Below are 17,533 nucleotides of genomic sequence, written 5' to 3' on the forward strand. Positions count from 1 at the left end.
AGATTAGAATTTGAAGTGTGAGAAAGCCTTGTTAGCTTCCGCCATTTTGTGAGTATCAGATTTCTTTTTGAAAGCAGCACCTTCTTCTCTTGAAGCAGCTACAACTTCGTTAGCTAATTTCAAAGCCATAGACTTATCATTTCTAGCTTTAGAATATTTGATTAACCATTTCATTGCCATAGAAATTTTTCTATCAGCTCTGATTGGCATAGGGATCTGGAAGTTTGCTCCACCTACTCTTCTGGAACGTACTTCTACGTGAGGCATTACATTTGTAAGTGCATCTTTCCAGATTTCAAGTGCAGTTTTTTCGTTATCTCCTTTTTTAGTTTCTACGATATCTAATGCATCATAGAAAATTTTGAATGCGATTGACTTCTTACCGTCAAGCATTAAATTGTTTACGAATCTCGTTACCAATTGATCATTAAATTTCGGATCTGGTAACAACGGTCTTTTTTTCGCTTTTGTCTTTCTCATTGCTTTTGTACCTTATTTAATGATTATTTTTTCTTTCCTTTTGCAGGAGCAGCAGCTGCTTGTCCTGGTTTAGGTCTCTTAGCTCCGTACTTAGATCTTCTCTGTGTTCTTCCATTTACACCAGCGGTGTCTAATGCACCTCTTACGATGTGGTAACGTACTCCCGGTAGGTCTTTCACCCTTCCGCCTCTAACCAATACTATCGAGTGCTCCTGAAGATTGTGTCCTTCGCCCGGGATATAGGCATTCACTTCTTTACCGTTAGAAAGTCTTACCCTTGCTACTTTTCTAAGTGCAGAGTTAGGTTTCTTAGGTGTAGTTGTATATACTCTCGTACATACACCACGTCTTTGTGGACAAGAATCTAGGGCAGCCGATTTGCTCTTCTTGGCAAGCGTGGCTCTTCCTTTTCTTACTAATTGTTGAATAGTAGGCATTTAATTGCTTTTTATTTTAGGGTGCAAAAATAGTAATATTTTTTTAATCTACAAGCACTTATATAAAAATTAAAATCAAATACTTACATAAAAATAAAAGACGTTTCAATATAACAATCCGGAAAATATAATATACATGAGGAAAAGGGGAAAAAATATACTTTTTTCAAGCTTAAAAAAAATAGTATTAAATAATTATGAAATTTATTGATTCCTGATTTTCAATATTTTTTCATTTAAAATAGATTCCGGAGATCAGATCAGATGTATTTAAAACTTTCTTATCCTGTAGAATTTAAACTTCAATTTTAATTCTACATAAGATAGCTTTGGATCCATTCAATCATGGTATCGTGCTGAAGATGCAAGAGAACCAATAAATAAAAAACACCGGAAAAAATAAGATACGAAGATTTTATTGCGTTATTATTAAATGATATAACTCCGGAATCATTTCTTTTTAACAGCAATGTAAAAACAATAAATAATAATGTGGAATAAATATAATTCCATCTCATCCAATCAATTCCGAGATAATATAAAGGAGTAACCCAAAGAAGACAGATCACATTACAGAAAAGATAGTTATAAAATGATTCTTTTTTAAACAGATAAACATAGAGTCCCATTTGAAATACCATGATAAGAAGCTCAATAGCATGAACCAGAAATGATAATTTATACTGAAGAACATAATTAAAATCAAAATAATATTCCATATCAAAAATATTCTCTTTCTGAAAAACTACCCCTCTGCTTTTCAAAATAGATAAACTTTCTCCTTCGTTCACATTTCCACCAAAAAAATAGATAATCCCCATAGTGGCAAAAGCAGCTACTGTAATAGACAGGAAATATTTAATATTAATTTTCTGCCACTTGGAATAATTAATCCATAATAAAAACGGAAAGAAAAAAAATCCTGCCTCGTGTATGAAAAGAAAAATGACATAAAAAATCCATAATAACGCATCATTAAGCTTAGATTTTTTTACAAAAGAATACCAAAGCATTATAAGAATCAGTATGACTTCTCTTCTGCCAGCATTTCTCACAGTCAATGCAGGAAATAAAAGAATATAAGGAGAGGCCATTATGGCCAGATAAAAAAGATCAACTTTATATTTTTTCAAATATAAAAGTGTCCCATACAGAATTCCTGAAAGACACATGATCTGAAGAATAAAGATTTGAAATTGTAATTTCAGTCTCGTTATATCCTGTATATAAAAAAACATTTCTCCCAAAAGACCTCTTCTTTTAAAACCGCCATCTGTATAGTTGATCAGCCAATCAGAAAGAGTCCAGGCTGAAAATGGTTCATCAGCCTTAAGATATAATGCTATAAAAACACCTATATAAATCAGTACAATTACAATACTGAAATATTTAACCAGTGATCTTTCTTTATTTTCAGGCATATTGATGAGAGTATCGAAAAACATAAGAGTATATAATTTCTGAGGTATATTTTAGATAAGCACAATATTAATATTTCCAAACTATATTTAAAAACTTTCTTATAGTTATGATCTATTAATAACCAGGAGAGTTCGGCACGATATTTCGTAAATTTGAAGTATACAAAATGACAAACCATCAATCACATCAACAAAGTTTCATCCTATACTTAACCGAAGCAGTGATTGTATCTAATCTTAAAAAAATAAATATATACATATGAAAAATGCTAGTATCATTGGCCTTAAAGAAGCCGATTGCAAAAAGATTTCAGAAAAATTAAACGTTTTATTGGCTAACTATTCTGTATTCTATCAGAACACAAGAGGTTCACACTGGAATATTAAAGGAGAGCAGTTCTTTATCCTTCATCCGAAGTTTGAGGAATTGTATAACAGCCTGGTTTTAAAAATTGATGAGATTGCAGAAAGAATCCTTACGCTAGGAGCTACGCCTGCACATAATTATTCAGATTACCTGAAAGTAGCAACCATTAAAGAAAGCAAAGAAGTAACGGATGGTACTAAAAGTGTTGAGCAGATTCTCAATTCATTCAAAGTGGTAATTGATCTGCAGAGAGAACTTCTGGACATTACAGATGAAGCGGGAGACGAAGGTACCAATTCGCAAATGAGCGACTATATTACCGAGCAGGAGAAAGAAGTTTGGATGTACAATTCTTATCTTGAAAAATAACTCCATCATGGAAATATTTCAAAAAAATCGCCTTACATTTAGGCGATTTTATTTTTTATTTTTATATTTGCGTTAAAATTACACATATTATGAGCGACGTAAGGTTAAACTCTATCCTTGATAATGATTTCTATAAAATAACCATGCAGAATGCTGTGGTAAAGCTATTCCCGAGTTCTATTGTAAAATATGAATTTATCAACAGAGGGAAACACCACTTTCCGGAGGGGTTTGACGTTGCTTTAAGAGAAGCTGTCAATAAAATGGCCGAACTTAAACTTTCGAAAGATGAAAAAAAGTTCATGGCAAGAACATGTCCTTATATAGATCTGCCCTACCTCGATTTTTTAGAAGGTTATCATTATGACCCCTCTGAAGTAAAAATTCATCAGGAAGGAGGTGATCTTTCCGTCATCGTGGAAGGACTATGGTACAGAACGATACTTTGGGAGGTTCCATTGCTTGCATTGATCAGCGAACTTCATTATGAAATGAACCACTTGGAAAGAGATTCCAACGAAGTGGTCATGAGTAAAACAATAGAAAAAGCGGACTCGTTGGGCAGGCTTGGAGTAACGTTTGCAGAATTCGGGACAAGAAGAAGACACTCTTACAAGGTACAGAATCTGGTAATGGAAGCTTTAACCCAGAAAAAAGAATCTACTTTTATCGGAAGCTCAAACGTTCATTTTGCGATGAAGTATGGTGTAAAACCCATCGGAACACATGCTCATGAATGGTTTATGTTCCATGCTGCCGAATATGGATTCAAAATGGCCAACGAATTGGCACTGGAACACTGGGTAGATGTATACAGAGGAGATCTTGGAGTAGCCCTGTCTGATACTTATACTACAGATGTATTCTTCCAGCAGTTTGATAAAAAATTTGCCAAGCTTTTTGACGGCGTGCGCCATGACAGTGGTGATGCTTTGGAATTTGCAGATAAAACCATTGCCCACTATCAAAATAATGGGATAAACCCAATGTTTAAATATATTATTTTTTCCGATGCTCTTAATCTTGAAAAAGTAGAGGAAATTACCAATTATTGCAGAGGAAAAATAGGCATATCGTTCGGGATCGGAACCAATCTCACCAATGATGTGGGGTTAAAACCCATGAATATCGTAATGAAACTCATCGGCGTACAGGCTCCCAATAAAGAATGGATTCCTACAGTAAAACTTTCCGATGAACATGGTAAATATACCGGAGATCCAAAGATGATCGAACTGGCGAAAGAATTTTTAAGAATAAAAGATTAACCATAAAAGCGCAAAATGATGAAAAAAATAGCAATCCTGTGCGTAGTTTCTCTTTCTGTAATTTCATGTACCATTTATACAAAAGGTGAAGATGGTAAACCTGGAGTTCCTGCAAAATCAGCTAATGCAGAAACTTCATCAAAGAAAGATGAAAAACCAAAATTCAATCAGGAACTGGCAACCTCTTTAGGAGCCGATAAATATGGGATGAAACCTTATACAATCGTTATGCTGACCTCAGGTTCCGTTAAGATTGAAGACAAAGCCAAAATGGGCGAGCTTATGAAAGGTCACATGGCTAATATCGGTAAACTGGCAGATGAAGGTAAAATTGTTGTGGCCGGCCCTTTCCTTGAAAAAAATAAGGAAAACTACCGCGGTATGTTTATTTTCAATACCAAATCTAAAGAAGAAGCAGAGCAATGGGTAAAAACAGATCCTGCAGTTCAGGCTGGCGTTTTCAGTTATGAAATTTTCCCTTGGTATGGTTCTGCTGCCCTGCCTTTATACCTTAAGCATCATGATGAAATTTCGAAAGAAAATCCTTAGATAATTAATCCCCACCTATTCAAATGTAAAATTAGTAATTTCAACCAAAAAGAGCAAAATACTCAAAACTATTTAAATTAAGATCAAAAACACAATTAAATTACTTGTCAAATGTAAATAATAATAAATATTTGGTTTTATAACAAAATAGTATTATATTGGTAAATAAAACTTTTACCAATATGAAAAAATTACTATTCTTGAGCTTTACGGCGCTCTCTATAATGGGCAGCGCTCAGATTTTAGTCACAGAAAGTTTTGAAAACGGAACTTATCCTGGTTTTACAATTACTGGTGGATACACCGCAACTCCTACTACCTATATTGTAGGGAATTGTGACGGCGCAATATCCATAGGTGCTGAATCATACGGCTCCAATACTGCCAACAGAACTATAAACCTGTTATATACCAAACCGGCAAGTGTAACTGCCAATGGAAAAAAAATTGATATTTCTTTTTCATATTCAACAATTGCTTATGATACTTCAAGTTTGATCGGAGGAAATATTAACGTGGAATACTCTACAGACGGCGGTACCACATATACACCGGTTAGTACTCCTATTACATTAACTTCGGCCGCCCAAACCTGCGCTTCATATACAGGTACAATCCCTGAAAGTGCCAATGTAAACGGAAATTTTATACTCCGAATTCAAACAGTAGGTACTACGGGAACTACTTATGATTTTTACAGTTTTATAGATAATGTAAAAATTAAACAGGAGGTTACTGCCACACCTGCATGTACCACTATAAGTGCTCCTGTAAATGGTGCAACCGGAGCATCTGTACGTCAGCAGATTTCCTGGGCAGCAACAGCCGGAGCAGAATCATATAAAATTAAAGTAGGTACTACTTCAGGTGCCTCCAATATCTATAGTGGAACCACATTTAACACATTCTATACTCCTACAGCATCAAGTGCTTTTCCTCAAAATACAACATTATATGCAACTGTAACTCCTACCAATGCTTTAGGAGATGCTACAGGATGTCCGGAAATTTCATTCACAACCGGAGCTAATCCTTTTGCTCCTTATTGTGGCCCTCTTCTTGCTAAACTTGGTGTATATCCTATATCCAATGTTGTTTTCAGTGATATGACAAACGCCTCCAGCGCTACTGCAAATACAGGTAACGGCCAGGAAAACTTCACCAATAAAATAGCCAGCGTTATAAGAGGTACTTCTTATCCTATAAGTATGACAGGTACTTCAGTTGGCACCACCAACCGATTCGGATTTACTGTATTCATAGACTGGAATCAAAACGGAAGTTTTGCTGATGCTGGTGAATCTTACTTTGTTACTTCCGATTTTGCAGGAGGTACCGGCACACCTTTAACTGTTAATAAAACTATCGCTGTTCCCGCTACTGCCACTTTAGGGAACACCAGAATGAGAATTAAATATCATTTTAACAGCTCAACAACTTCCGTAAGAACAGAATTATCTAATCCATGTGCGGATCTTAGCCAAGGCCAGGCAGAAGACTACACCATAAGTGTTCAGGACGTACTTTCTACTTCAGACATCAACCTGAACAAGAAAACAGAGATCTCTGTTTACCCTAATCCATTTAAAGATGTACTTAGAATTTCTGATACTAAAGGCGTAAAATCTATTATAGTGAGTGATGTTTCTGGCAGACAGATCAAAACCCTTAGCCCAAGCAATGAACTGAATCTTTCTGAACTGAATTCAGGACTATACCTGATCAATCTTCATATGGAAGATGGAACTGTAAAAGCGATTAAAGCAATTAAAAAGTAAAGTTCTAAGAAATTTTATAATAATAAAAAGGTTATCCCAAAATGAGATAACCTTTTTTACTTACATAATGATTAGATAAAATGATCCCTCTTGAAAAAGATTATTATAATTTAAAAGCATTATAACAAAGAGAAATATCTTGCTTCAATGAATGAATTAATTAATTAATTTAATGATTTTAGCACTTAAGCAGTTTATTTTAAATAAGTTAATCAGAAACCAAACTAATTAAGAATTAATCTCATGAAAAAAATGAACTTTACAAAGCTTTCAAGAACAGAACTGAAAGATGTATTCGGCGGAACATTGTATCCGGCAGAGTGTCCGGGAGGATGCCATGGTGAAGCTATGATCAGATGTCCTGACGGCACAACCACTATGACTAATTTTATATGCATGGGCGGAACCTGCCAACCTGCAGCAATGTGCAGGCCATTGATTCTTGAACCTTTTCCTGATACGGCTATAATAACGCCGTAATCTGAACAAATAATACATAAAGTGAGCTTTCAGGCTCACTTTTTTAGTATCTTTAAATAAAACAAAACCATCATGAAAACCATTGAGGAAGTTCTTAAAAGACTGGATGAAATCATCATCTGGTGTAAAGAAAATCAAAGTCCGGCTGGATATTTTGCCTGTACCTACAGAATTATGACCGCACAGGTTCTGAAAGGTATTCAACAGAAAAAATTTGAAGACAATCCGAGGATGACTTCGCTTGACATTGCATTTGCACAGAGGTATCTTCAGGCATGGGACAGCTACAGCAAAGGAGAAAAATGCACCAATTCCTGGTATATTGCTTTTGAAACGGCTAAAAACAAAAATCTGCTGATATTACAGCATATATTTCTGGGAATGAATGCACACATCAATCTGGATCTGGGTATTTCTGCTGCTTCCATCATGCCTTACCGGAAAATAAACCCCTTGAAAAAAGATTTTGAAAATATTAATAATGTTATCGCTTCCATTAATCAGAATGTACAAAATTCACTGAATAAGATATGTTATCCTGTAGATCTTGTTGACAAACTTTCCAATGGAAAGGATAATGCCGTTCTTGATTTTGCTATTTCAAAAGCAAGAGATACTTCATGGGCAACGGCAGTCATTGCCTCCAACACTCCCAATTTCTTACGGGAATCTGTGATTGGCATTGTAGATTATGCAGCAGCAAAAGTTGCTACCCAAATCCTGAATCCGAAAATCTTAACTCCTGCTCTTTTAAAGGAACTTAAAAAATGTGAAAGCAGCGATGTGGTGAAAAATATTGAGATTCTGGAGTCTACAAAAACTTCATAAAAAAGGCCGGGATCTTCCTCACGGATCCCGGCCTCATAATGAACAAAATGAAAGAAACTATAATGCTTCCTTATGCTTTTTGCGATAGGCATAATGGAAAATAATAGGCAGTACAGTAAATGACAGCAGCATACAGATAATTAATCCTCCAACAATCATAATGGCTAACGGTTTCTGAATTTCAGAACCCATTCCGTTGGACATCGCTGCGGGAAGAAGTCCCATAGAACCCATCAGGGCAATCATCACCACCGGGCGGATTCTGCTTTTCACTCCCAGTGCTATGGATTCTTTGAGTGACATTCTGTTTTGCAGATTCTCTTTCATAACTCCGATCAGAACGATACCGTCTATGGTAGCCACTCCAAACAGGATGATAAACCCAATTCCCGCTGAGATCCCGAAGATGGTTCCTGTAAACCACAGGGACAAGAATCCTCCAATGAAAGCAAATGCCAGGGTAATGGATGAAATCAGCGTATCTTTTATGTTTCCGAAGTTAAAGTATAGCAGCATCAGAATAAGAACTAAAGAAATCGGTACTACCATAGCCAGCTGTTTTGCGGCTCTTTCTTTACTTTCAAATTCTCCGGCCCACGTCATTTTATGCTTTTTCGGAAGCTTCACTTCCTGATCTACTTTCGCTTTGGCTTCCTGAATGGTACTTCCCAGATCACGCCCTTCAATATTAAATCCAACTCCGATATATCTGCTGTTTCCTTCACGATAAATAAATGACGGTCCGGTGTGATAATCAATGGTTGCAATTTCCTTCAACGGAACTTTTTTATTGTCCTGAGTCGGGATGAGAATATTTCCCATCTTTTCAGGTGTATCTCTGTAATCTTTTTCAAATCTGAGCATTACGTCAAACATTCTTTCCTGTTCGTAAAACTTGGTGGCAGCCTGCCCTCCGATTGTCATTTCAATGACCGCCTGTGCATCTGCTGTGGACACCCCATATTTTGCCATTTTGGAATCATGAAGTTGTATTCTCAGCTCAGGAAGTCCGATATTTTTAAAAACATTCACATCGGATATTCCCGGAACTGTTCTGATGGAATTGGCTACTTTATTGGCATAATTTTCCAGCTCAAATAAATCATTTCCAAAAATTTTAATGACCAGCGGTGCTTTTACTCCCGCTACATATTCTTCCACATTATCCTGTATCGGCTGGCTGAATCCAAAATTGATACCCGGAAATTTCTCAAGAGAGACTCTCATTTCTTCTAGGAGTTCTTCTTTGGATATTTTTTTCTTCCATTTATTTTCCGGCTTCAGCTGAATATTAAATTCGATATTAAAAAATCCGGTGGGATCTGTTCCGTCATTGGGGCGGCCTGTCTGGGTCATGACAAATTGTACTTCATCATATTTCATGAGAATCTCCTTCATTTCTTTGGTTAACCTAACAGATTCATCCAGATTGACACTGTTGGGAAGGGTTGCTCTTACATAGATGGCACCTTCGTTCAGTTTGGGTAAAAATTCAGATCCGTAATTGGAGAATCTCCAGCCACAAACGGCAAGCAAGGCAACGAAACCAATAATGAATCCTTTTTTGTGACGATCACTGAATTCGTAGATTCTATAAATATTAACTCTGAAGAATCTCGAAATAAAGTTTTCTTTCTCTTCAATATTTTTAGTCAACAGCAGTTTACACATTGCCGGAACATAGGTCAAACTTAAAATCAATGATCCCAATAATGCATATCCCAGTGTAAATGCCAAAGGAGAGAACATTTTTCCTTCCACTTTCTGGAAAGAGAAAATCGGCATCAGCGCAACGATAAGAATCAGCAGGGCAAAGAAAATATAGCTTGCTACGCTTCCTGCACTTTTCTTGATGATTCCCAGTTTTGAAATTTTATTGAATCTCCGCAGCCCAATCTTTTTCGCTTTAAGTTCGAGGGCGACAAAGACGTGTTCGACAATAACCAGTGTTCCTTCCAGAAGCAGCCCAAAGTCCAGTGCCCCCATGGAAATCAGGTTGGCCGGCAGACCCTGAATTTTCAGCATAATAATAGCAAACAGAAAGGCCAAAGGAATTACTGATGCTACGATGAAAGTAGTTCTCCAGTTGTAAAGGAAAATAAATACAATGACGGAAACCAGAATGATTCCTTCAATAAGGTTTTTGGAAACGGTATGAACGGTAGTGTTCACAAGCTCCGTACGGTCAATGATTGGAACAATCTGTACATCACCGGGAAGCTCTCCGCCATTCAGTTCTTGTATTCTGTCTTTCAGCCTTGCAATGACTTCGCTTGGATTTTCACCCCGAAGCATAATCACAATTCCTTGTACAACATCATTTTCGTTGTTGTATCCTACCTGTCCTAATCTCGGTTTTGCAGAAACTTTTACTTCGGCAACGTGCTTTACCAAAATAGGCGTAGAACCTTTTACCTCGATCTGAATATTTTCTATATCTTCTTTTTTCTCCAAAAGACCGATCCCCCGCACTACATAAGCCTGATCACCTTTTGCCACTACATCTCCTCCTACATTGATATTACTCTTCGAAACTGCTTCATACACATCCAGGGGGGAAAGGTCGTAATTGTGTAATTCTGTAGGATTAATTTTTATTTCATATGTTTTTTCTTCTCCGCCAAAGCTCACCACATCTGCCACACCGGGAACAGCCAGCAATTCTCTTTCTACCACCCAATCCTGAATGGCTGTCACTTCTTTGATCGGAAGCTTACTCTTGATAATATACCGGTAAATTTCTCCTGTAGCACCAGAGGGAGGTTCAATGCTGTACTCTGCTCCGGCAGGAAGTTCTACATTTCCGAGTTTATTGGAAGCATATTGCTGTGCATAAAAATCATTGACATGGTCATCAAAAATAACCGTCACCACAGATAATCCGAATAAGGAAATAGAACGTACCGAAGTTTTATTCGGGATGGCATTCATTTCCTTTGAAATGGGTAATGTGACAAATTTTTCTATTTCTTCAGCACTTCTTCCCGGCCATTGGGTAATCACTCTTACCCTTGTATTGGTAACATCCGGAAATGCTTCAATGGGTGTATGTATGTAGGAATAGATTCCTCCAGCCAGCAATAGAAAAGTTCCCAAAAGAACAATCAATGAGTTTTTTAACGAGAAGGAAACTATATTCTGTACAAATTTTCGCATTACTTCGTGGAATTATTTAATTGGTTTTTCAGATTTTCATAGATCAGCAGTCCGTTGGAAGCAATAACATTTTCACCCGGTTTTAAATTGCCTTCTACATAGATATATTGACTGTTGGAAGCAATCTCCGTGACGGGTCTTATCTCAAGCTCACAATCCTTTTTATAAACCACGACATAGCTTTGGTTATTATCAAAGATTAAAGCTTTTGCAGGAATTGCCAATGCGCTTTTGTTTTGTGAGTTGATGGGTAATACAACATCCGCGGACATTCCCGGCCTCAGTTTCATTCCATTATTATCCATAATGATTTTGGCTTTGAGTACCCTTTCGTTTTCATTGAAAACCTGGGAAACGGTATTAATCTTACCTGAAAAACTGTCATCAGGATAAGCAAGTGTTTTTACCACAACCGGCTGATCTGCATAAACGTGTCTCATATTGGTGGCATATACATTGGCCATTACCCAGACTTTATCCAGGTTGGAAATGGTAAACAGCTGATCTCCTCCTGCGGTAACAGGCATTCCTTTGGAAATATTCTTCGAAATAACATATCCGTCTGCAGGGGCTTTGATCTGAATCGTACTTCCTCCTGCAGAATAAAGCTGCATATTTTTCTGTGTCTTGGAAATATTGGACTGTAATATCGCAACTTCGGAACGCGCTTCCTGCAAATCTTTCTGAGAGGCAATATCATCTTTATACATAGCTTCTACAGAGGAAAGTTTTCTTTTCGCAACAGCCAGCTGTGCCTGTAAGGTCTGCGTATCATCCTGCATTTCATTAACAGCTGTACTTTTTACACTGGCCAGCGTCTGTCCCTTTTTTACATAGTCACCAAGAGAAAAATAGGTATCCATCACCACTCCATCCACAAGGCTCACAAAAGGAACTGTTTTATCAGAATTACTTTCTACTTCTCCGGTAAGTGTAATACTTTCTTCTATGGGAAGCATTTCTGCCTTAGCCAGTTTAATCTCTTTTTTAAGTTCTTTGCTGATGCAATAAGCTTTTTCAGGTTCTTTATTTTCTACTTTTCCGGCACAGCCTGTAAAAATAATGAGGGCAGACAGGTAAGCTGCAGCGCTGTATTTAGTAATATTTTTGTTCATAGCTTATAAATCTTGTCCTACAACATACTGCAGGTTTTCGTAGTATTGATTCAATTCTTTTTTAGTATCCAGGATGATCATTTTATTTCCGATGTAGGTATCCAGAAAATCCATGTACTCCAGCATGCTGATATTTCTGAGTCTGAAGTTTTTTTCGTGGCTTACCAGCAAACCATCGAGTGTAGCTTCATAATTGTCATCAATTTCTTCCGAAACCTGTTGTGTTCTGATATAGTTTCTGAAAACAGAGACAATTTCATTCTCAGATTTCAGCATGTTTTTGCGGGTCTCAAGCTTGCTTTTCTCGATCTCAAGCTTCGCTTCCTGAATATTTCCTTTATTGCGATCGAAAATGGGCAGATCAACAGAAACTCCCAGCCCTATAAAGTCTTTCATAATATTTCCTCCCCGGTCATATCCTATAGAAACTGCAACATCGGGAGTTTTCATGGCGTTTTGAATTTCCAGATTTTTGGAAGCATGCTTCTCTTTATTTTTTGAGATCATAATATCCGGGCGGTTTTCTTTTGCTTTTTCTATCCATTGTGTAACCTCCAGTTCAGAAAGTTGTTTTTCAGGCATAACAAATGAATCTGAAATCTCCAGATAGGTTTGGGAAGGCAGCATCAATAAGGCTTTAAGCTCTACCTGCTGATCTTCAATTTCCTGCTTCAATGAAACCAGCTTCTTTTTAAATTCAATTTCCTGTGCTTTTAAGCGGACATATTCAGCTTTACTGATATTCCCAAGGTTTAATTGATTATTATAGGATTTTGTTAATTTCTCAATGGAAGCAATCTGCCCCTGATAGATTTTCTGCTGTTCCTGATTGTAAAGAATTTCAGTAATGGTATTTCTGAGCGTCTTCTTAAGTTCACGTAAAACTTCCTGCAGTTCATACTTCTCACCTTCCACTTCTATTTTCTGAAGTTCGATATTTTTCCTTCTTTTACCTGCAGTCTGAATCACCTGTTCTATCTCGGCAGAAATCTGAGTACTTTTTCCCCAGTTTCCGATGAGCGCAGGCTGCTCTTCGATATCATAGGTTCTCCATAGATTGACTTCACTGATACTCAATGTAGGGTTAGGCCAGTATTTAGCCTGAACAGCTCTTGCCTCGGCTTGTGAAATTTCTAGCTTCTGCACAATAAGGTCAAGGTTTTTAGCCAGAAAAATAGTTTCAGCTTCCTTTCTGCTGATTTTCATAGTATCTGAAATCTGCGCTGAAAAGAAACTGAAACAGGGAATATAAAATAGGGTAAAAAATAGCTTCTTCAAGGTCTTTTTATTTAAGACCACAAAGCTATTTGTCTAATATTAGAGGGAATTGTAAAGAAAATTAAAATTCGGTTAGTTCAACATTAGAGTTTGATTAGAACTTTTTTAAAATACTAATAACACAAATATTTTCACTAATGATACGATTATGAATAAGCCGGAAATTCAAGAAGCACATTAGTCCCGACATTAACAGCAGAATCTATTTTCATGACAATATGATGATGATCAAAAATACTTTTAGAAAGGGATAATCCAATCCCACTGCCTTTCACCGTATCTACATTTTTTCCTCTGTAGAACGTTTTAGCTATTTTCACAAGATCATCAGCCGGAATTCCTCTTCCTTCATCTCTGACCTCAATATTCAGCTGATTGCTTTTTTCTGATAATGTGATCACTATAGGTTTGTCATAGGAATATTTAATCGCGTTTTCTACAATATTATATAATGCAAGGTAGAGAAGTGTCTCGTTTCCCGGGAATTCCAGCAAAGCAGGTTTTGTTACCTGAAGCTGTATTTTGATAGATGAATTGTTTTCTTTTGCTTTGGGTTCTAATTTTTCATAAATTTTCCAGATCAGCTCATCTACTCTCATGAGTTTGTGAGATGACTCCAGTTTTGTCATTCCGGACATCAGCAAAAGATTGTTGAGAATATTTTCAATCTCATACACGTTTTCCAATGACTGTCTGGCCACTTCTTTATATTCTTCCGGTGTACGGTCTTTTTGGGCAAAGACTTCCAGGTTTCCGGATATTGCCGCTAAGGGCGTTTTGAATTCATGAGAAACATAATTGATAAAGTTCTGCTGCAGAAGCACATTTTCAGAAATTCTGCCCAGCAGTTTATTATAAGATTTAATAAGATCTTCAATCTCATCATTGGTATTGGTAGAAGTAATAATTGCCGTAGAGATATTATTATATTCCACTTTATTGATGCGTTCCACTACATTGGAAATAGGTTTATAAACCACCTTGGAAAGATATCTGCTCAGAAAATAAATCGCAAGCAGACCAATGACCAATACCGAAAGCATGATAATAGCCAGTCTCAGAATCTGCGACTGGAAAGAATCGTTGGAAGATTTCACGAAAACCACAAAATCTCCCTGATTGTCCGGATAAAAAATCCCGTAGTAGAACTGATTATCAGACATGAACTGTATTCCTTTGTTGTTTCTGACAGCCTGTAAATGAGACAGTTTTATATTCTTATCGTTCAGATTATGTCCAAAAGTAACTTCATTATTCTGATTATAAACTGCTACCCTGTTATTCTGAATCAGATGGTTGTATTCTTTTTTGATCTGGGCATGTCTGTCTTTGGGAAGCTCATCTTTTTCAAGATAATAAATAGCAGAAATTAACGCCGTATTCCGCAGCTTTTCAAAATAGAAAATCCTGGTACTGTCATAATAGGCAAAAAATATCACCGCAGATGTAATGATAGAAACAATGCCGAATGAAAGGCTTGAAATAAGGGTAAATCTGTTTCTGAGCGTCATTTTCAGTCTTTGATCAAATAACCGGTTCCTTTTACCGTATGAATAATTTTATGTTCTGTCTCATCAATCTTATTACGCACATAGGAAATGTAAACATCTACTACATTCGTTGTATTATCAAAATCAATTCCCCAGACTTTATGCAAAATCTGGGTTCTGCTCAATACCTTATTTTTATTCTCCATCAGGAAAGTAAAAAGTTTGTATTCCGTAGGGGAAAATTCTATTTCTTTACCGTTCTGAGTTACTTTATGGAGATCCGTATCAATGGTGATATTGCCGCATGATAAAAGCTGATCGTCTTTCTGATAACTTAATTTATTTCTTCTGGTTAACGCTTTAATTCTTGAAATCAGTTCTTCAAAATGGAAAGGTTTTGATAAATAATCATCAGCGCCCATGTCCAGCATTTTGATTTTATCATCAGGACTGTTCAAGGCACTTAAAACCAAAATCGGAGTATAATTTCCTTTAAATCTGATAATCTGTGTAAGCTGCATTCCATCCAGTCCGGGAAGCATGATATCCATTAAAATAATATCAAAATCATAGGTATGAAGAAGTTCACGCGCCTTTTCCCCGGAATCTGCCAGGGTTGTAATATAGCCAGCCTCGGAAAGGCCTTTTATCAGGAAATTACTGATTCTTTGATCATCTTCTACCAACAAAATATTCATAAGTCTCTGAAATTTCCCATAAATATAAGTATTCTTCTTCAGAAAGGAAGATGGAAGATGGATGCTGGAAGAGAGAAGTAATGGAGCTGCTCTATTCAATAGCCTCAGACATTTCATCAATCTTTTAAAATAGTAGAACAAACAGGCGGTATTGTTCATACAGCTTCCAGCCTTTTTTCATAATTTTGGAAGATGGAGATGATCTATTTAATTATTGGGTTGGTTGCCGGTGGTGTACTGGGCGCGGTTATTTTATATTTTGCACTGAAATCGTCAATGGTTTCCAGAAGTTCTTATGATGCACTGAATACCTTATCTATTAAAAATCAATCTGATCTGGAAAATTCCAATCTGAAAATTCAGGAGCTTCATCAGAATATCAGTAAAGAGAAAGAAGCCAATATGCTTCAGCAGGATCTTTTGGATGATCTGAAAAATGAATTTTCTAAAATATCCGCCGAATATTCTTCTTTAAACATCCAGTTTCAGGAGTTAAAACAAATCAATCAGAGACAGACTTCTCAGATAGAAACCCACATTCTTGAAAAACAGACTCTTTTTGCTAAAAACTCTGAGCTTTCTGCTAAAAACGAAAGTCTCCAACAATCACTTGATACACAGAAAGAAGAAATTATCAAGATTCAGGAAGAGTCTAAACTTCAGTTCGAAAACCTCGCGAATAAAATTTTAGAAGAAAAGACAGAAAAGTTTACGGCTTTAAATCAAAATAACTTAAAAAATATCCTTGACCCTTTTCAGGAGAAAATTGCAGACTTAAAAAACAAAGTTAACGAAGCCTATGAAAAGGAAAATAAAGAGCGTTTCTCCCTTGCTGAAAAAGTGAAGGAACTGGCGGAACTGAACCAGCAGATTTCCGAAGATGCCAAAAAACTGACCCGCGCTCTGAAAGGAGAAAGCAAAACACAAGGGAACTGGGGTGAAATGATTCTGGAAAGTATTCTTGAAAAATCGGGACTGGTAAAAGGAAGAGAATATTTCCTGGAGCATGAATTACGCGATGAAGACAACAAAGCTTTATTCTCCGAATTTTCCGGAAAGAAAATGCGACCTGATGCCGTTGTAAAATATCCGGACGAAAGAAATGTCATCATTGATTCTAAAGTGTCACTGACTGCTTTTACCGAATTGGTAGACGAAACCGACGCCGATGTTTATGCCATAAAACTGAGCCAGCACCTTGGATCTATCAAGAATCATATTAATCAGTTAAGTCAAAAAGCATACGATGACTATGGAAAATCATTGGATTTTGTGATGATGTTCATTCCTAGTGAGCCTGCTTATATTGCTGCAATGCAGGCGGATCAGAATCTTTGGAACTATGCCTATGAAAGAAGAATCCTTCTGCTTAACCCAAGCAATCTGATCACTTCCCTTAAGCTGATTGCCGATCTTTGGAAACGCGAATATCAGAACCGAAATTCTATTGAAATCGCTGAACGAGGAGCCAGACTTTATGATAAATTCGTAGGCTTCGTAGAAAACCTGGAAAAGGTAGGACGAAATCTGGATCAGGCTAAAAATGTATACAATGATGCTTACAAACAGCTTCATACCGGAAATGACAACCTGGTGATCCAGACTCAAAAGCTGAAATCTTTAGGAATCAAAAATAAAAAAGATCTGCCTCAAAGTCTTATTGACAACAGCAGTTTCACAGAAACATCAGAAAGCTAAACCTCAGAAAAGCTATTCCCCTTAGTTATTGGAAGCAGTATTCTTCTGAGCAAGCTATGTTCGGAATAAAATGGCTATTAATTGACTTTATGACCATTCTTATCTTTTTTTAAATGGAAAA

15 protein-coding genes are annotated in these 17,533 nt (G+C 36.7%); 7 read left to right on the forward strand and 8 right to left on the reverse strand.

The window, feature by feature from the left end; all coding sequences use genetic code 11:
- Positions 1-3: 3 nt before the first annotated feature.
- From rpsG to BW946_RS15400, 3 genes are all read right to left on the reverse strand, one after another.
- Positions 4-480, reverse strand: coding sequence for a 30S ribosomal protein S7 (gene rpsG / locus BW946_RS15390; RefSeq protein ID WP_062673583.1), 477 nt, complete (start codon positions 478-480; stop codon positions 4-6).
- A gap of 23 nt (positions 481-503) precedes the next feature.
- Positions 504-917, reverse strand: coding sequence for a 30S ribosomal protein S12 (gene rpsL, locus BW946_RS15395; RefSeq protein WP_002983146.1), 414 nt, complete (start codon positions 915-917; stop codon positions 504-506).
- Between the two features lie 314 nt (positions 918-1,231).
- Positions 1,232-2,362 (reverse strand): hypothetical protein, encoded by a 1,131-nt coding sequence (locus BW946_RS15400; RefSeq protein WP_139326017.1) that lies wholly within the window; start codon positions 2,360-2,362, stop codon positions 1,232-1,234.
- 235 nt (positions 2,363-2,597) lie between these two features.
- Between BW946_RS15400 and BW946_RS15405 the strand changes: the two genes are divergently transcribed.
- The 6 genes from BW946_RS15405 to BW946_RS15430 all read left to right on the forward strand — a co-directional run bounded on the left by BW946_RS15405 (position 2,598) and on the right by BW946_RS15430 (position 7,977).
- Positions 2,598-3,074: a Dps family protein gene (locus BW946_RS15405; protein WP_076597008.1), complete on the forward strand. Its 477-nt coding sequence runs from the start codon at positions 2,598-2,600 to the stop codon at positions 3,072-3,074.
- Positions 3,075-3,163: 89 nt separating this feature from the next.
- A complete protein-coding gene (gene pncB, locus BW946_RS15410) occupies positions 3,164-4,342 on the forward strand; it encodes a nicotinate phosphoribosyltransferase (protein WP_076597009.1) in 1,179 nt (392 codons plus the stop codon).
- A 15-nt stretch (positions 4,343-4,357) separates the two neighbouring features.
- Positions 4,358-4,891 carry a YciI family protein gene (locus BW946_RS15415; RefSeq protein ID WP_228402607.1) on the forward strand — a complete coding sequence of 178 codons (534 nt, stop codon included), beginning with the start codon at positions 4,358-4,360 and terminating at the stop codon, positions 4,889-4,891.
- A 182-nt stretch (positions 4,892-5,073) separates the two neighbouring features.
- Positions 5,074-6,669, forward strand: coding sequence for a GEVED domain-containing protein (locus BW946_RS15420; RefSeq protein WP_136521098.1), 1,596 nt, complete (start codon positions 5,074-5,076; stop codon positions 6,667-6,669).
- A gap of 243 nt (positions 6,670-6,912) precedes the next feature.
- A complete protein-coding gene (locus BW946_RS15425; RefSeq protein ID WP_076597011.1) occupies positions 6,913-7,149 on the forward strand; it encodes a hypothetical protein in 237 nt (78 codons plus the stop codon).
- A gap of 72 nt (positions 7,150-7,221) precedes the next feature.
- Positions 7,222-7,977, forward strand: coding sequence for a DUF5995 family protein (locus BW946_RS15430; RefSeq protein ID WP_076597012.1), 756 nt, complete (start codon positions 7,222-7,224; stop codon positions 7,975-7,977).
- A 57-nt stretch (positions 7,978-8,034) separates the two neighbouring features.
- Here the strand turns inward: BW946_RS15430 and BW946_RS15435 are convergent, their stop codons facing one another.
- The 5 genes from BW946_RS15435 to BW946_RS15455 all read right to left on the reverse strand — a co-directional run bounded on the left by BW946_RS15435 (position 8,035) and on the right by BW946_RS15455 (position 15,714).
- Positions 8,035-11,133 (reverse strand): efflux RND transporter permease subunit, encoded by a 3,099-nt coding sequence (locus tag BW946_RS15435; protein ID WP_076597013.1) that lies wholly within the window; start codon positions 11,131-11,133, stop codon positions 8,035-8,037.
- On the reverse strand, positions 11,133-12,248 hold the full coding sequence (locus BW946_RS15440; RefSeq protein WP_076597014.1) for an efflux RND transporter periplasmic adaptor subunit: 1,116 nt from the start codon (positions 12,246-12,248) through the stop codon (positions 11,133-11,135). Before BW946_RS15440 ends, BW946_RS15435 begins: the two co-directional genes overlap by 1 nt.
- Before the next feature lie 3 nt (positions 12,249-12,251).
- Positions 12,252-13,526, reverse strand: a complete 1,275-nt coding sequence (locus tag BW946_RS15445) for a TolC family protein (RefSeq protein WP_228402609.1) — start codon at positions 13,524-13,526, stop codon at positions 12,252-12,254.
- Between the two features lie 146 nt (positions 13,527-13,672).
- Entirely contained in the window at positions 13,673-15,037 is a 1,365-nt protein-coding gene (locus tag BW946_RS15450) for a HAMP domain-containing sensor histidine kinase (protein ID WP_076597016.1), read from the reverse strand.
- Positions 15,038-15,039: 2 nt separating this feature from the next.
- Positions 15,040-15,714: a response regulator transcription factor gene (locus tag BW946_RS15455; RefSeq protein WP_076597035.1), complete on the reverse strand. Its 675-nt coding sequence runs from the start codon at positions 15,712-15,714 to the stop codon at positions 15,040-15,042.
- Positions 15,715-15,906: 192 nt separating this feature from the next.
- Between BW946_RS15455 and rmuC the strand changes: the two genes are divergently transcribed.
- Positions 15,907-17,412, forward strand: a complete 1,506-nt coding sequence (gene rmuC, locus BW946_RS15460) for a DNA recombination protein RmuC (protein ID WP_076597017.1) — start codon at positions 15,907-15,909, stop codon at positions 17,410-17,412.
- Positions 17,413-17,533: the final 121 nt, after the last annotated feature.

This window comes from Chryseobacterium sp. RU33C (genome assembly GCF_900156015.1).
Lineage (GTDB): Bacteria > Bacteroidota > Bacteroidia > Flavobacteriales > Weeksellaceae > Chryseobacterium > Chryseobacterium candidae.

Coding starts and splice junctions, on each gene's coding strand:
- rpsG (WP_062673583.1), bottom strand. CDS start 480: ATGAGAAAGACAAAAGCGAAAAAAAGACCGTTGTTACCAGATCCGAAA.
- rpsL (WP_002983146.1), bottom strand. CDS start 917: ATGCCTACTATTCAACAATTAGTAAGAAAAGGAAGAGCCACGCTTGCC.
- BW946_RS15400 (WP_139326017.1), bottom strand. CDS start 2,362: ATGTTTTTCGATACTCTCATCAATATGCCTGAAAATAAAGAAAGATCA.
- BW946_RS15405 (WP_076597008.1), top strand. CDS start 2,598: ATGAAAAATGCTAGTATCATTGGCCTTAAAGAAGCCGATTGCAAAAAG.
- pncB (WP_076597009.1), top strand. CDS start 3,164: ATGAGCGACGTAAGGTTAAACTCTATCCTTGATAATGATTTCTATAAA.
- BW946_RS15415 (WP_228402607.1), top strand. CDS start 4,358: ATGATGAAAAAAATAGCAATCCTGTGCGTAGTTTCTCTTTCTGTAATT.
- BW946_RS15420 (WP_136521098.1), top strand. CDS start 5,074: ATGAAAAAATTACTATTCTTGAGCTTTACGGCGCTCTCTATAATGGGC.
- BW946_RS15425 (WP_076597011.1), top strand. CDS start 6,913: ATGAAAAAAATGAACTTTACAAAGCTTTCAAGAACAGAACTGAAAGAT.
- BW946_RS15430 (WP_076597012.1), top strand. CDS start 7,222: ATGAAAACCATTGAGGAAGTTCTTAAAAGACTGGATGAAATCATCATC.
- BW946_RS15435 (WP_076597013.1), bottom strand. CDS start 11,133: ATGCGAAAATTTGTACAGAATATAGTTTCCTTCTCGTTAAAAAACTCA.
- BW946_RS15440 (WP_076597014.1), bottom strand. CDS start 12,248: ATGAACAAAAATATTACTAAATACAGCGCTGCAGCTTACCTGTCTGCC.
- BW946_RS15450 (WP_076597016.1), bottom strand. CDS start 15,037: ATGACGCTCAGAAACAGATTTACCCTTATTTCAAGCCTTTCATTCGGC.
- BW946_RS15455 (WP_076597035.1), bottom strand. CDS start 15,714: ATGAATATTTTGTTGGTAGAAGATGATCAAAGAATCAGTAATTTCCTG.
- rmuC (WP_076597017.1), top strand. CDS start 15,907: ATGGAGATGATCTATTTAATTATTGGGTTGGTTGCCGGTGGTGTACTG.